Source organism: Algoriphagus ratkowskyi, from assembly GCF_002150505.1.
GTDB classification, from domain to species: domain Bacteria; phylum Bacteroidota; class Bacteroidia; order Cytophagales; family Cyclobacteriaceae; genus Algoriphagus; species Algoriphagus ratkowskyi.
This window is the reverse complement of the sequence record NZ_MSSV01000022.1, coordinates 35850-51214: the sequence shown is the minus strand read 5'-3', so window position 1 is coordinate 51214 and position 15365 is coordinate 35850. Positions and strand designations below refer to the sequence as shown.

The window sequence follows — 15365 nt, the reverse complement described above, 5'->3', positions numbered from 1 at the left end:
TAAATTAATATGTATATCCGCTTTTCTACCAGTAAAGAGGGAAAAGCAATCTAGAATTTGTTCAAATTTATAATTGAGGTCACTTCGGTCTTCGGTCATCGGTCTTCCGACCAGATAAACAAAGAATCTAAGGCAACTGGCATCATTGCGGATAATCACATAAATTAAATTTCTTATCGATACTAACTATTAACCCTATCTCATTTTATGAAAAAATCCATTTTTTGCTTCCCACTAGTGCTAGTTTTATTCTTTTCATTCACACAACTTTTTGCCCAAAACACAAAAGAAACCAAACCCAACTTCATCATCATTTTTACAGATGATCAGGGCTATGGAGACTTGGGTACATTTGGTCATCCTACGATCAAGACTCCGTATATCGATCAAATGGCTACGGAAGGACAGAAATGGACGAGTTTCTACGTGGCAGCGAATGTATGTACGCCGAGTAGATCAGCGATTTTAACAGGCAGACTTCCGGTACGTACAGGGATGTACAGCAATAAGCGAAGGGTTTTATTTCCGGATTCTGATGGAGGTTTACCTGCCTATGAGAATACAATTGCAAAGCTTCTCAAAGGAGCTGGCTACTCCACTGCCGCAATTGGAAAATGGCATTTAGGGCACCTGCCGCAATACTTACCTACTAGTCATGGATTCGATTCCTACTTTGGAATTCCTTATAGCAATGACATGGATCGCGTGAATGACGTGACTCACCAGCAAGCTTTTCTTGAGTCTAAATTTGAGTATTTCAACGTGCCTCTGATGAGAAATACCGAAGTCATAGAGCGGCCTGCAGATCAAAACACCATCACCAAAAGATATGCTGCCGAGGCTGTAGAATTTATTTCCTCCAATAAAGACAAGCCATTCTTTCTGTATTTAGCTCATTCTCTTCCTCATGTACCGCTTTTTGCTTCTGGAGATTTCTTGGGGAAAAGCGAACGAGGATTGTACGGGGATGTAATCGAGGAGATAGATTGGTCTGTGGGAGAGATTCTTGGAGCTTTGAAGGATAATGGGCTGGATAAGAATACCTATGTGATTTTTACTTCTGATAATGGCCCTTGGTTGGTTTACAATGAGCAGGGTGGTAGTTCTGGCTCTCTTTACGGCGGAAAAGGAACTAGCTATGAAGGTGGAGTTCGTGTTCCTACGGTAATCTGGGGACCAGGAAATGTAAAACCAGGCGTGATCTCAAAAATGGGAAGTACACTTGACTTATTGCCTACGATTACCACACTTGCTGGCGCAAAAATGCCTCAAGATCGTGTCTATGATGGCTTTGATTTAAGTCCGGTTTTTAGTGGGGAAAATGCTACTCCGAGAGATGAAATGTTCTATTACCACGGAGATAGACTTTTCGCAGTGAGAAAGGGTGATTTCAAACTTTATTTCTACAGTAACAATCCTGCTGGGTATCCGGAAAAGCTTGCCAAGCTGGAAAAGCTAACTCTTTACAACCTAGGACATGATCCTTCAGAGCGCTTTGATCTGGCAGACCAGCATCCGGAGATCGTTAAAGAAATCGAAGAAATTGCCAAAAAGCATTTAGCAGAAATGGTGTTCGGAGCTACGCAGCTAGAGAAGAGAATTGTTAGTGTCCAGTAAGAATGATTTAATCACTGCGTCCCTTAGAAGGAACGCAGTGTTTAAATTAAAATGAAATAGTTAGTCCCAAGGTGACATTGTTGAAAAGTTTGTCGATTGGAACAACTGGATTTGGATCGTAGATATTTTGATAGATAAAGGACAAGCCTAACACTTCTGTGAACTTGTAAGTCACTCGGGAGCTACTTGCTAGTCTTGGCGAGGAGAAAAGCTCATCGAATCGAGCCTGATGATACAAACTGATATCAACAAATATCTTTTCAAATGGGGCATATTTTAAACTTGCATAGGATCCCAGTTTTATGTTTTCATTTATAATAGGCACGGGACCTACAGGTATGGAAACGTCATCCGACACACCTTTGTAATTCCATCGTTCATTTTCATAAAATGGGCCTATACCAAGATAGAAACCAATATTCGGTTTGGTTACCATTCTTAACCTCAGGTTCACTCCTCCGGCATATTTCCACTCCATACCTCGTGCTTCAGCCCAGTGGACCTGGTTATACACCTCTATGGCTATTTTGGTTTCGGTGATTTTTCTATACTCCGCATAGACATATCCTCCGCTTAAAAGTGTTTGATTACCAAATCTGGAGAGTTCAATTTTGTTGGCAAAGGTGACTGCATTCTTTTTAAATTTGATAGATAGATCGGCGGTGTTCTCAAACTCAAAGAGATTCTCTTTTAGGTTTTTAAACTTCAAGTCGGGTACAATACTTCCTTGAACTCGCTTTGTAGAGTCAAGGATTACTGTGAAGCTTTCGGTGTGGAGGATTTGGGCTTTCGATATGTTGAAACTAAAAAGAATCAACAACGCAGCAAGGAATGGTTTCAAGTGTTGCATATAGCTAGGTCTAATTATATCCCCAAAACACAGTTCTATTGGGAATTATAACAATACTAAAATGAAATCATTTTTCAAGCTTAAGCGGCAATACTTGGAGAACTTCTATAAACTTGAAATAGAAAGAAAGAAAGCATAAATTGTGATTCCTCAAACTAAACTTTCTCAAGTCATTTGATTTGGAAAGCGATAGCAGCAGAGGATCTGCTATTTAATGTATCTCAGATTAACCTGTTGAAACCTAAATAAACTCTCTTTACAAAATGACTTTTAAGATCACTCGTTTTTTTCAATTGATAGTTTTTTTAGGAATAGGTATACTTTTTCTCCAATCCTGCACCACAGATTCAATAGAGAAACCCAAGCCTAACGTAATCGTCATCTTAACCGATGACCAAGGATGGGGAGACTTGGGGGTCAATGGAAACCCTCATGTCTATACTCCGAACATCGATCAGTTGGCGAAAAGGGGTGTTCATTTTATCCGTTTTTATGTCAGTCCAGTTTGTTCTCCTACTAGAGCTGAGATTTTGACAGGGAGATATCATCCTCGTGGAGGGATCTATTCTACTTCAGAAGGAGGGGAACGCCTAGATCTTGACGAAAAAACTATAGCGGACATCTTTCAATCTAATGGGTACAAAACTGCTGCTTTTGGCAAATGGCATAATGGTTCTCAGCCTCCGTACCATCCTACTAATAGAGGTTTTGAAGAATTCTATGGCTTCACCTCGGGTCATTGGGGGAATTATTTCAGCCCTATGCTAGAGAAAAATGGCGAAGTAACTAAAGGGAAGGGGTTCATCGTCGATGACCTAACCGATCATGCAATGGACTTCATTGAAAAAAGTTCTGATCAACCGTTTTTCGTCTTCTTGGCGTTCAATACACCACATAGCCCGATGCAAGTACCAGATGTGTGGTGGGACAAATACAAAGATGCTCCCATTGATTCCACGCACCGATATGCAGATGAAGAAATAACAGACAAGACAAGAGCAGCTTATGCTTTGTGTGAAAATATAGACTGGAATGTGGGCAAGGTAATGGGCAACTTAGAAAGATTAGGGAAGTTGGATAACACGATAGTAATCTACATGTCTGACAACGGGCCAAACGGCTGGCGATGGAATGATGGACTGAAGGGTATCAAGGGAAGTACTGACGAAGGTGGCGTTCGTTCTCCTTTTATCGTTTTTTGGAAAGATCAATTGCAACCAAAAATTATCTCTCAAATTGCAAGTGCAATTGATATTCTGCCTTCGCTGATGGACTTGGCTGGAATAACAAACCCTTTTGATAAGCAATTAGATGGTAGAAGCTTAAAGCCACTACTTGTGGGTGCTGATGCGGAATGGAAAGATAGGTTAGTCTATAGTCAGTGGAATGGAAATGTAAGTGTACGCAATCAGCAGCATCTTCTTGATAAGGATAATCAACTCTTTGACCTAAGCATAGACCCAGAGCAGAAGAACCCTATAGCAGAACCATCGCAAAAGGTGAAGTTAGAATTGGTTAATGCTAAAGAAGAATGGATAAAATCGGTGCTTTCAGAGTTGGATAGAAATAGGGAGGAAATATTTCCTGTAGGATATAAAGAAAGTAAATACACCTTGCTTCCAGCTAGAGATGGTTTGCCCCATGGGAATATCAAAAGATCCAGCAGACATCCCAATTCATCCTTTTTCACCAACTGGACAGCCACCACAGATAGTGTCACTTGGGGAACTGATATACTAACTGCTGGCAAATACAAGGCTACTATCTATTATACCTGTAAAGAGTCAGCGGTGGGTTCAGCACTTCTATTAAAACATCGGGGAAACGAACTTAAAGCCATCATTAGTAAGGCACATGACTCAGGTTTTGTAGGTATTGAATACGATCGAGTCGTTCGTGATGAATCTTACGAAAAAGATTTCATACCCATGGAATTGGGCGTGATTCAGTTGGAGAAAGGTCGTCATCCGCTTACAATGATGGCATCACAAATTAAAGGTCAGGATTTTATTGATTTGAGATTGCTTGTTTTAGAACGCTTAGAATAAAAAAAAGCTGAAAGTATTAATTCTTCCAGCTTAACATTAACGCTAGCCATGTCTCAATCAAAGTTTGATTCAGGGCTTGGTTTTCTATGTTGGATATTAATCTTCGACTTCCAACGCTTCAAGAATGTCTGCCAGTTCATCGAAGTCTTTTAAACCCGGCTTAATTTCAACGCCACCAGTGAGAGAAATTCCATATAAATTAAGATCAGTAATTAGCCCTTTAACATTCTCTGCTGTAATTCCGGCGCCTAAGATAACTTTGCAGTTATCGCTCAGAATTTTGATAGCCTCCATATCCTCCTCATCCAATTTCTCATGGTCAGCGGTAATGTGAAAAATAATCCCGGAAGAATTTAGTTTCTCAGCAACTTCAAGTTCTATGCGTCGAACTTCCTTCAAATCCATTTTATAAATCAAGCCTTTTCCTTTGCCTTCCATCTCTACTAAAGGCTCTATTCTGTCATGTTCTATCCATTGAATAGAAGGGAAGTTGGCGAGAGTTTCTTCAACCTCATATGAGGTACTTGTTAAAAATTCTCCTACAAATTCAAGTCCTGAAACCCATCCTGTGATTTCATTAAACTGGGAGGGAGTGATGAACTTGTCGGTTCCTTCTTCGAGAGAAAAACCTAATAAATCCACATACATTCCAGCGCAATATCTGGCATCTGTGAGATTAGTGATGCCGCTTACCTTTACAAAAGTGCTTAAAGCCATGGTTCAAATTTTGAATTTGCTAAGATAAACAGGATGATTGGCTAGAAAAAAGTATTTCGAAACTGTATGAACGTATGCTTACCCTATATTTAGGAAATTACTATTATTTTTAGTCTTTGAAACGCACTATGAAGATACGGCTACCGATCATCTTTTTCCTTGCTCTTGCTTTATTTTCATGTGAAAGGGAAATAGAAGAAGCACAGGCTGATTTTGGATATGACTTTCAGCCCTTGGAGATTGGCCTCTTTTGGATCTATACGATTGACCAGATTACCTATTTTGGTGAAAATGATTCCGAACGAGAGCAGTATTATTTGAAAGATCGAATAAGAAGCTTTTACACTAATGCAGAAGGGGAGCAGGTTTTCATTGTAAATCGGCAGAAATCAACCAATGAGGTTAATTGGAATACAGTGAAAGAGTATACGCTTATTCAACGCGGAGCCTCTTTGATAAGAACCATCGATAATCAAGCTTTAGTTACCCTGATTTTTCCGCCTAAAAATGGAACTACATGGGATGGGAATGTCTATAGAGATGCCTTAATGGATAATTTTGAGTTGATCAATTCTGGAAATTCTATTCGTGTAAATCAAGAGGATAGCGATGATAAAGTGACTTACAGAGATATTCGATATGAAGTTTACGAGAAGAGCACTGGCTTGGTGGAAAAGTACGATGAAGTGCTCACTTACTGTTCAAGAAATGATTGTTTGGGTGATATGTTAATAGATTCAGGTTTTAAAGTGCAAATGTTAATGACTGATAATGGGAAGGATTAAGCTCTTAGCTTGTTTTTTAATTGGAATGGCTTTCACTGCTAATCTTAGTGCACAAGATCGCTATGCCGTTTTCTATAAGTATAAGCCGCAGCAATTGCTTTCACTTGCTGCTCCAGGTGAATTCTTAAGTCAAAAGGCATTAAATCGAAGAATTAAAGAAGGAGTATCCCCAGATAGTTTGGATCTTCCTGTTTCTCAGAAGTATATAGATGCTGTAGTAGATAAGTCTTTATACATTCTCTATTCAAGTAAATGGTTTAATGCAACTCTTTTGGTCACAGACGCTGAAAGAGTCAAAGAATTGGAAGGGATGCCATTCGTGGATCGTGTAGAGCTGGTAGGAAGAAGTTTTATTCCACGCCCAAATGCTAGAGTTGATCGGACGGCCTATTCTTCTGAGTCTAATAAGCTACGCACTCCCACTAGTGAAACTTCGCGTGCTTTAATTACAAACGAAGAAACCTACGATTTCCAGAATTCTTTGCTGGGAATAGATAAAATGCATAAGGAAGGTTTCACAGGAAAAGGAGTAACTATTGCAGTGTTTGATGCAGGATTTCCAGGAGCAAATACTGCAAGTCCTTTGATTCACTTGCAAAATGGTGGGAAAATAGTTGGCACAAAAGATTTTGTAAGACCTTGGAATACGAATGTATATTCAGATAATCAACACGGCACTAATGTGCTTTCCCTGATCGCTTCAAATGAACCGGGGAAAATGATTGCTGGAGCTCCTGATGCAAGTTATATCCTAGCTATGACTGAAGAAGTGGCTACTGAATATTGGGTTGAGGAGTACAATTGGGTACGGGCGGCAGAATATGCAGACAGCTTAGGGGCAGATATTATAAGTAGTTCACTCGGATATTTGGATTTTGATGATCCTGCCATGACCTATACGCTTGCTGATTTGGATGGAAAAACTACAATAATTGCCCGTGGAGCAAGTATTGCTTCTAGCAAAGGGATACTGGTAGTTAATAGTGCGGGAAATTACGGTCCTTTGCCATCGACCTTAGCTTCTCCTGCTGATGCGCAAGATATATTGGCAATTGGATCAGTCAATAAGGATTTGAGCGTTTCAAGTTTCAGTTCTCGTGGACCCACAGGAGATGGGCGCATCAAACCTGATTTGGCTTCTTTTGGCAACGGCACTGCACTGATTCGAGAAAATGGAGCGGTTGGGTATTCCAATGGGACGTCGTTTTCTGCTCCACAAATAGCTGCTTTGGCTGCTGGACTTTGGGAAGCAAAGCCAGAATGGACAAAAGATAAACTGTTGGAAAGTTTATTGAATAGTGGGAACCAAGCTGATGCTCCTGATAATTTGTTGGGACATGGCATTCCTAATTTCTACGGTGCCCTATATGGCGAAATACTTGGGGTAGAAGAGAATGAGGAATTACCTGCTTGGGGAGTTTATCCAAACCCGATTCTTGGAAATGAGCTGATTATAGATTTTGGAAATAGTTTAAGTGCAGAATTTTCCTTGATAGATCTCAATGGACGCACATTAAAAAGAGAGACACTGAACCGCGGAAGTTCTAAAGAACCATTTAGGGTTCTCATAGAAGGAGTAAATCCAGGTTTTTATATCCTTCAGATGCAGGATAGCTCATCGATCAAGCAAAGAAAATTGATTAGACAATAGGATTTGTGGGCTGGGAATTAATTTAGTTTGTTTACATAATCAATAAATAATCCATGTCACCACTTATAGCACCTTCTATTTTAGCCGCCGATTTCGCAAATCTTCAAAAAGAAGTTGAAATGCTTAATTCTTCAGTGGCAGATTATATCCATGTGGATATTATGGATGGCGTTTTCGTACCCAATATTTCCTTTGGTATTCCAGTGATGGAGGCTATTCATCGCTATGCGAAAAGGCCATTGGATGTACATTTGATGATCGTAAACCCTGATAATTATCTGGAAGCTTTTCGAAATGCCGGCGCAGAAGTTATCTCCGTACATTATGAAGCTTGCACTCATTTGCATCGGACCCTTCAAGCTATCACAGCTCTTGGAGCCAAAGCTGGGGTTGCCATAAATCCTCATACGCCAATAGAGTTGTTGGCTGAGGTGATAGAAGATATCGATATGGTGTGTATAATGTCAGTGAATCCAGGTTTTGGAGGTCAGAAATTTATCGAAAACACCTATTCAAAAGTTACCCGTTTGAAAGATTTAATTCTGGCAAAAGGGGCTAAAACCAAAATTGAAATTGATGGAGGCGTAACTCTGCAAAATGCACCAAAATTGATTGCTGCTGGAGCAGATGTATTAGTAGCAGGGAGTTTTGTATTCAATTCTTCAGCTCCAGTGCAGACTATTCGAGACCTTAAGGAGATTTCATCAAATTAAGTTATAGACATACCATTTATCATAAAAAACCTTAAAAACGGGCCTTTATTCTTGATTTTTTGGGCATATGGGTTTTTATTGAGAATTATAAAGAAATTAAAATCACAAAGTTTATGAAAAAAGTATTGTTGTTTGGAGCGTTATTCGCGTTCCTAGGGCTTGCTGCTTACGCACAAGATGAGGAGAAAGTCACAGATGAAGATTTGACTAAATATGCCAATGTTGAAGTGACATTCGATAATTACGTAAATGCAAAAACGGATGAATTGAAAGCAATGATTTTGGAGAATGAGATTTTCCAAGGTGGAGGCAGATATAATGAAATCAAAGCGGCTTGGGGTGATGAAGCTAAAATGACTGAGGCAAAAATTACAGATGAAGAAAAAGCTGCATTCACTGAAGTAAAAGATTTTCAGGAGTCTCTTCAAAGTGTTTTGAAAGAATACAAGACAGGTTTGATAATGGATGAGGAGATTTTGGGAGCTGGTACTTACAATAAAGTACTGGCAGCTACCAAAGATGATCCGGCTGTGAAAGAGAAACTAGATGGAATGATTGCTGAAATGAAAGCAAAGCAGGAAGCAGAGGAAAAAGATATTCCTGAGCCTACGGACGGGAAATAAGATTTTATTAAAGTTATTATGTAGATGCCTCCCAATCGGGAGGCATTTTTTTTTAATTTTGCACCAATAACATTAACCCTTCGTTTAGAAAATATGAATTTCAAAAAGCTAACTATCCTTTTTATCCTTTGCTTTGGAGTGACATTAGTATTTGCCCAAGAAGATGATATTTTTGGAATCTCTTCGAAAGCCAAAAACCAAAAAAGCGAATCAGGATTAGGAAATGTTGCCCGAAATGTATTGGAGATGTTTAGTGCAGAAATATCTGGAGGTGGAGGGTATCAGCAATTTGGAACAAGCTTTTATTCTGCGAATACGAACCTTTATCCTTTTGCACGCTATCAGAATTTTGATGGTGATCCCTTGGATATTTCTGAAGAAAATCCACTAGAAATGAAAGGTGGAGACTGGGTGTTTCCAAATTGGAATGGGGGAGTGAGGATCAACCTTTTCAATCTGTTAACCATTGGTGGAGGTTTTGGGCAGGAATGGGGCAATCTAGCTCCCATGCAGGGTGGAGATTATCAATTTGATTTCGAAGGAGCGACTTATCAAGCTAATAAACTCTATGGTACAGTTGGGTTAGTGCTTTACGATGCGAGCAGAAGACGAGCTTTTTTAAATTGGAGGTATAGAAATTATTCTTCTTCCAATCTTTATATGATGTCTGAACTAAGACAGCGAGCTCGACAAAACTATCCTTGGAGATTTATTTTTGAAGCGGAATTTGGAAAGCTGAATTTAAAAAAGGCATATGATCCAATTCTTGATGTAGGGCCAGAACCCTATGTGTCAAGACTTGCAGTTTCAGACAAGAATTATTACGGATTGGGTCTGAGAATTGAGCGGGATTTCTCCGATTATACCAAGGTGTTTGTTAAAGGTGGAGCAGATTTTCGCAAGTTTACCTATGCGGCATCTGATTTTACAGAAGTTCAAAACCTTGATCAACAGGTCTATGCAATGCAAGTTGGGCTAGCTGTTCGATTTCCAGGAACTAAGAAATGCAAAATTGTAGGCTGCGGAGTAGTGATGAAGCATATGCACAATGGAATCGAGTACAGAGGAAGTGGTATTTTTAATTTTCAAGACAGGAAAGTAGGTCAGTGGTATTAAAGTCTTGATTATCGTCTTTGGTCTTTGCATTCTCTTTTCTAAATCGATGGGTATTTACTATCTTGCAAGCTTAATCGACCCCGTGAATAGCATTATATGGCTCAAGGAGAAAACGAGAACATCATACCCATTAATATTGAAGAGGAAATGCGTGGTGCCTACATCGATTATTCGATGTCGGTTATTGTTTCAAGAGCGCTTCCTGATGTCCGTGATGGACTGAAACCAGTACACCGCAGAATCCTTTTTGGGATGCAAGAGCTGGGAGTATTACATAATAAACCTCATAAGAAATCTGCCAGAATTGTCGGTGAGGTACTCGGTAAATATCACCCACATGGTGATTCTGCTGTGTACGAGACGATGGTTCGTATGGCGCAACCTTGGTCTCTGAGATATCCTTTGGTGGATGGTCAGGGTAACTTTGGTTCTGTAGATGGAGATAATCCAGCAGCGATGCGTTATACCGAAGCTAGGCTAAAGCGAATCGCTGAGGAGCTTTTGGTAGACATAAATAAAGAAACGGTTGACTTTCAATTCAATTTTGATGACTCCCTGAAGGAGCCGATCGTATTGCCTGCAAAAGTGCCTGCCCTTCTATTGAATGGAGCATCAGGTATCGCTGTAGGTATGGCTACGAATATGGCACCTCACAATTTGGGAGAAGTTATAGATGGAATTGTCGCCTATATAGACAATAATGAGATCACCATCGAAGAGTTGATGGTCCACATCATTGCTCCAGATTTCCCCACAGGTGGAATAATATATGGTTACAATGGAGTGAAAGCTGCATTTGAAACTGGCCGTGGTAGAGTGGTGATGCGTGGCAAAGCCAACGTAGAACTAAAAGATGGTGGAAGTAAGGAGATGATTATCATCACTGAGATTCCATACATGGTGAACAAGGCGAGTATGGTAGAAAAAACTGCCGCCTTGATCAACGAAAAGAAAATAGATGGAATTTCCGCTATTCGAGATGAGTCAGATCGTTCTGGAATGCGAATCGTTTATGAATTGAAGAGAGACGCAATTTCTAGTGTAGTTCTTAATAACCTTTACAAGCATACCCAACTGCAAACTTCCTTTTCAGTGAATAATGTGGCCTTAGTAAAAGGCAGGCCTTATACACTGAACCTGAAAGATATGATTGTTCACTATGTCAATCACCGTCATGAGGTTGTGATTCGCCGTACTGAATATGAGTTGAGAGAAGCGGAGAAAAGAGCACACATACTCCAAGGATATCTTATCGCTTTAGATCATTTGGATGAAGTGATTTCTTTGATTAGAAGTTCTGCAGATCCTGAGACTGCCAGAAATGGTTTGATTGAGAGATTTGATTTGAGTGAGATTCAGGCAAGAGCTATACTCGATATGAGATTACAGCGATTGACAGGAATGGAGCGAGACAAGATCATCAATGAGTACAATGAGATCATGGCCTTAATCGAAGAGCTCAAAGAGATTCTTGCTAATGAGGATAGGAGAATGCAAATTATCAAGGACGAGCTAGCAGAAATGAAAACTCGTTACGCTGATGATAGAAGAACTGAGATCGAGCACAATGCGGAAGATTTCAGCTATGAAGATATGATTCCAAATGAGGAAGTGATTATCACTGTTTCTCACGAAGGATATGTGAAGCGTACTGCGCTTTCAGAATATAGAACACAAGGTAGAGGTGGAGTAGGATCGCGTGGTGTGAGTACTAAGCAGGATGATTTCACCGAGTATTTATTTACTGCGTCTACACATAATTACCTGTTGATCTTTACAGATAAAGCAAAGCTATTCTGGTTAAAGACCTACGCTATTCCAGAAGGATCCAAGACTTCCAAAGGAAGACCAATTCAGAATTTGATTAGCATCGAGCAGAATGATAGGATTCGTTCCATCATTCAGGTTGTAGATCTGAATGATAAAGATTATTTGAACAATCACTTCCTAGTCATGGTGACTAAACGAGGAATCATCAAGAAAACCACACTTGAGCAATATAGCCGCCCTAGAACGAATGGGATTATTGCCTTGAATATCCGCGAGGATGATCAATTGGTGAAGGTAGAGATGACTAATGGTAGTCAACATATTGTGATCGCAGCTAAATCTGGTAGAGCAATACATTTCAATGAAACAGCGGTAAGGCCTATGGGACGTACTGCCACTGGAGTGAGGGCTATTAGGTTAAACGATGATAGCGATTATGTGATTGGCATGGTATGTGCATCTGAAGAAAATGCGACCTTATTAGTAGTTTCTGAAAAAGGATATGGTAAGCGCTCTAACCTTGACGAATATAGAATCACCAATCGTGGAGGAAAAGGAGTAAAGGCGATGAGTGTGACAGAGAAAACAGGAGCACTAGTCGCAATCAAAGAAGTAGTAGAAACCGATGATTTGATGATCATCAATAAATCAGGAATAACCATTCGTATTTCTGTAGATGGTCTTCGTGTAATGGGAAGAGCTACTCAAGGAGTAAGATTGATTAAAATCGGAGAGAATGACGAGATTTCTTCCGTAGAAAAAATATCAAAAGAAGAAGAGGCCGAAGAGATAGAAGATGCTACAGTTGTCACAGATGAAAATACTGAGAACACGACTGAGGATTCATCAACTGACGAGGCTGAGGATTCTGCTGATGAGTCTAATGAAATTAACGAATAACCAACCAAACAAGAAAATACGCTAAAATGAAGAAGCTAATTCTATCAATGGCCTTGATCGGTGCAACGACTCTGGCTTTTGCTCAAAAAAAAGTGGTTCGTTCTGCAGAGAAAAATTTTAAATCTGGAGATCTTACTGCTGCAATGACAGATATTACCGCTGCTAGCTCTGACCCTGAAACAGGTTCAGATCCAGGTACATATCTGTTGAAAGCCCAAATTGAAACCAAAAAGTTTGGTTCAGATTCCTCAAACTCTGCCACCACTTTGAAATTGGGTAAGGCAGCTTTGGCAACTTATCACAAAGCTTTTGAAATGGCTGGAAGTGATAAAAACACCGGAGTAGGAAAAGATGTCTATGGAGATGATATGCCAGGAGTTCCTGATAATCTTCGCCCTTACTCTATTTATACACTTAAGAATGTGGCCTTTGACAAAGGTGGTGAGAGATTCAATGCAGATGACCTTGAAATGGCCTATGAGTTCTTTAATTTGGCTGGAGAGGTAGATCATACAGATACTACAGTCCATTATAATGCAGGCTACATTGCTCAAGAAATTGGGAAATTTGATGAGGCTAAGAAGCATTATGGATATTTACTTGATGTAGAAGAGTATAACAAGTTAACTGTATACTATTTAATGGTTCAAATATTAAGTGGTGAAGATGCAGAACCAGAAGCTGCATATGATGTAATTATGGCTGGTAGAGAGGATTATCCTGAAGATAAAGTTCTTGCCGAATATGAGATTCAATTGTTACTTCAATTGAATAAAATGGATGAGGCTATGGCATCTATTCAAGAAGCGTTAAAAAATGATCCCAATAATCCAGGTATTCTATTGAGATCTGGATACTTAAAGGAGCAAGCTGGAGATATTGATGGTGCCCTTGTAGATTATAAAAAGTCAGTAGAGGCTGATCCTGAGTTTTATGATGGTAACTATTATGCAGGTGCACTTCTCCTAGAGAAATCAAGAGAAATCATTGTTGCAATAGGTGGATTATCAGATGCTGATTGGGAAGTTAAGGCAAAGCCAATGACAGATGAGGCGAATCTTTACTATAAGCAAGCTATCCCATATTTCGAGAAAGCAATTGAAATTAGACCTGACAACACAGATATTATGGCAATCTTGTACCAAGTACAAACTAGATTGAAGAATGATGCTGAAGCAGAAAAATACAACAAAATGCTTATCGAGCTAAAGGGTCCTAACTGGATGGATGGCAATTAATAAGTAGCTTTATAATAAGTAAAAGCCTCTGAATTCTCATTCAGAGGCTTTTATTTTTGTCTAATGCTGAGAAAAAAGAAATTGCACTCGCTGAAACAGAGTGCAAAAATTGGTTGACAGGGTTTACAATAGTTTTATATTTGGCTCTTGAATTTTAAAGTACTGATGCGACTTCAATTAGGGATAATTATAACTAGTGTATTTTTTGGATTAATTTCTTCCCAGGTTGAAGCACAGTCAAGAAATTTTGTAGATGTTTCTTACGATCGTGGTCCCATGATTGGAAATAATAAAGTTTGGGCTAACGATCTCATCAATAAATTAAATTATTCTGGAGTTGATGTGAGATTTGGTAGGAGAAGTACCAAGAATACATTCTACAATTACATCAATAGATACCCTAGCTATGGTTTAGGATTTACCTCAGCTGTTAATTATTATTCGGAGATTGGAAGACCTATAGGAATCTACGCATTTGGGGAGTTTCCTTTTGGGAAGGTGAATTTTAATAGAAAGGTCAATTTTAGCTATTATTCTCAAATAGGTGTGGGGTTTAATATGAACCCTTATGATCCTATGACAAACCCTATCAATGGTTTTGTAGGATAAGCAGTTAATGCACACATACATTTTGGGGTTAAAGTGGCTTACTCACTATCAAGTTCTGTTGAAGTATTCTCTTCCATAGGGACCAAGCATTATTCTAATGGATCCATCAAAAAGCCTAACGCAGGAATCAATTTTGTTCCTATAGCACTAGGACTTCGTTTCCAATTGGACAAAGAGGGATTAAATCCTGGGATGATGACTGAATTCCCACCTTTAAAGAAACGTGGTTTTTGGAATATTACTTCTTATACCGGATTAAAAAGCTATGAAATAGGTGAAAGAGCATATTTCAGGGGAGGTTTGGGTTTGAATTATCTATGGGAGTTATCGTACAAATATCGAGGTGGAATTGGTATAGATTGGTTTTATGGAGCTGGCGCAAAAGATCGATACCCTGATGACACTATTTCTTTTACAGATGTAAACTCCTATGCAGTGGTAGGATCATGGGAGTGGAAACTTACCGATAAACTGTATTTGCCAATTGCACTTGGGATCTATGTTAATAAAGCGCATTATAATCAAGAAGTAGCTAATTTTTATGAGCGAATTGGCGTTCGATATAGGTTCAATAACAATGTTTTTGCTGGTGTGCAAATTAAAGCACACAAAGCGAAAGCTGACTTTTTTGAGTTTACCTTGGGTTATACTATTCCTGGAAAAGTGAAATATACCGTAAATCGCTAACCGATTTTTTTCCTTTAATCAAAAATTGTTTTTATTTCAAT

13 protein-coding genes are annotated in these 15365 nt (G+C 39.3%); 11 read left to right on the top strand and 2 right to left on the bottom strand.

Going from position 1 to position 15365, the window contains the following annotated elements; genetic code table 11:
• The first annotated feature begins 207 nt into the window (after positions 1-207).
• Positions 208-1617, top strand: a complete 1410-nt coding sequence (locus BVH02_RS18420; RefSeq protein ID WP_086502941.1) for a sulfatase family protein — start codon at positions 208-210, stop codon at positions 1615-1617.
• A 46-nt stretch (positions 1618-1663) separates the two neighbouring features.
• Here the strand turns inward: BVH02_RS18420 and BVH02_RS18415 are convergent, their stop codons facing one another.
• Positions 1664-2467: a hypothetical protein gene (locus BVH02_RS18415; RefSeq protein ID WP_086502940.1), complete on the bottom strand. Its 804-nt coding sequence runs from the start codon at positions 2465-2467 to the stop codon at positions 1664-1666.
• Between the two features lie 263 nt (positions 2468-2730).
• On the opposite strand from BVH02_RS18415, the gene BVH02_RS18410 reads away from it, so the two are divergent.
• Positions 2731-4515, top strand: a complete 1785-nt coding sequence (locus BVH02_RS18410; protein ID WP_086502939.1) for an arylsulfatase — start codon at positions 2731-2733, stop codon at positions 4513-4515.
• Between the two features lie 96 nt (positions 4516-4611).
• On the opposite strand, the gene trpF is transcribed toward BVH02_RS18410, so the two are convergent.
• Positions 4612-5232: a phosphoribosylanthranilate isomerase gene (gene trpF / locus BVH02_RS18405; protein ID WP_086502938.1), complete on the bottom strand. Its 621-nt coding sequence runs from the start codon at positions 5230-5232 to the stop codon at positions 4612-4614.
• Positions 5233-5360: 128 nt separating this feature from the next.
• On the opposite strand from trpF, the gene BVH02_RS18400 reads away from it, so the two are divergent.
• From BVH02_RS18400 to BVH02_RS18360, 9 genes are all read left to right on the top strand, one after another.
• Positions 5361-6017 (top strand): hypothetical protein, encoded by a 657-nt coding sequence (locus BVH02_RS18400; RefSeq protein WP_086502937.1) that lies wholly within the window; start codon positions 5361-5363, stop codon positions 6015-6017.
• Between the two features lie 25 nt (positions 6018-6042).
• A complete protein-coding gene (locus BVH02_RS18395) occupies positions 6043-7668 on the top strand; it encodes a S8 family serine peptidase (RefSeq protein WP_223271914.1) in 1626 nt (541 codons plus the stop codon).
• A gap of 53 nt (positions 7669-7721) precedes the next feature.
• The gene (rpe, locus tag BVH02_RS18390) at positions 7722-8381 is read left to right on the top strand and encodes a ribulose-phosphate 3-epimerase (protein WP_086502935.1); all 660 of its coding nucleotides are present in this window, start codon (positions 7722-7724) and stop codon (positions 8379-8381) included.
• A 113-nt stretch (positions 8382-8494) separates the two neighbouring features.
• Positions 8495-9004 (top strand): hypothetical protein, encoded by a 510-nt coding sequence (locus BVH02_RS18385; RefSeq protein WP_086502934.1) that lies wholly within the window; start codon positions 8495-8497, stop codon positions 9002-9004.
• Between the two features lie 93 nt (positions 9005-9097).
• Positions 9098-10120: a hypothetical protein gene (locus BVH02_RS18380; RefSeq protein WP_086502943.1), complete on the top strand. Its 1023-nt coding sequence runs from the start codon at positions 9098-9100 to the stop codon at positions 10118-10120.
• Positions 10121-10216: 96 nt separating this feature from the next.
• The gene (gene gyrA / locus BVH02_RS18375) at positions 10217-12790 is read left to right on the top strand and encodes a DNA gyrase subunit A (protein ID WP_086502933.1); all 2574 of its coding nucleotides are present in this window, start codon (positions 10217-10219) and stop codon (positions 12788-12790) included.
• 26 nt (positions 12791-12816) lie between these two features.
• Positions 12817-14028, top strand: a complete 1212-nt coding sequence (locus tag BVH02_RS18370; RefSeq protein ID WP_086502932.1) for a tetratricopeptide repeat protein — start codon at positions 12817-12819, stop codon at positions 14026-14028.
• Positions 14029-14175: 147 nt separating this feature from the next.
• A complete protein-coding gene (locus tag BVH02_RS18365; RefSeq protein WP_143244248.1) occupies positions 14176-14637 on the top strand; it encodes a hypothetical protein in 462 nt (153 codons plus the stop codon).
• A 33-nt stretch (positions 14638-14670) separates the two neighbouring features.
• Positions 14671-15324, top strand: coding sequence for an acyloxyacyl hydrolase (locus tag BVH02_RS18360; RefSeq protein ID WP_158093913.1), 654 nt, complete (start codon positions 14671-14673; stop codon positions 15322-15324).
• Positions 15325-15365: the final 41 nt, after the last annotated feature.

Coding starts and splice junctions, on each gene's coding strand:
- BVH02_RS18380 (WP_086502943.1), top strand. CDS start 9,098: ATGAATTTCAAAAAGCTAACTATCCTTTTTATCCTTTGCTTTGGAGTG.
- BVH02_RS18410 (WP_086502939.1), top strand. CDS start 2,731: ATGACTTTTAAGATCACTCGTTTTTTTCAATTGATAGTTTTTTTAGGA.
- trpF (WP_086502938.1), bottom strand. CDS start 5,232: ATGGCTTTAAGCACTTTTGTAAAGGTAAGCGGCATCACTAATCTCACA.
- BVH02_RS18420 (WP_086502941.1), top strand. CDS start 208: ATGAAAAAATCCATTTTTTGCTTCCCACTAGTGCTAGTTTTATTCTTT.
- BVH02_RS18415 (WP_086502940.1), bottom strand. CDS start 2,467: ATGCAACACTTGAAACCATTCCTTGCTGCGTTGTTGATTCTTTTTAGT.
- BVH02_RS18395 (WP_223271914.1), top strand. CDS start 6,043: ATGGCTTTCACTGCTAATCTTAGTGCACAAGATCGCTATGCCGTTTTC.
- BVH02_RS18370 (WP_086502932.1), top strand. CDS start 12,817: ATGAAGAAGCTAATTCTATCAATGGCCTTGATCGGTGCAACGACTCTG.
- BVH02_RS18385 (WP_086502934.1), top strand. CDS start 8,495: ATGAAAAAAGTATTGTTGTTTGGAGCGTTATTCGCGTTCCTAGGGCTT.
- gyrA (WP_086502933.1), top strand. CDS start 10,217: ATGGCTCAAGGAGAAAACGAGAACATCATACCCATTAATATTGAAGAG.
- rpe (WP_086502935.1), top strand. CDS start 7,722: ATGTCACCACTTATAGCACCTTCTATTTTAGCCGCCGATTTCGCAAAT.
- BVH02_RS18400 (WP_086502937.1), top strand. CDS start 5,361: ATGAAGATACGGCTACCGATCATCTTTTTCCTTGCTCTTGCTTTATTT.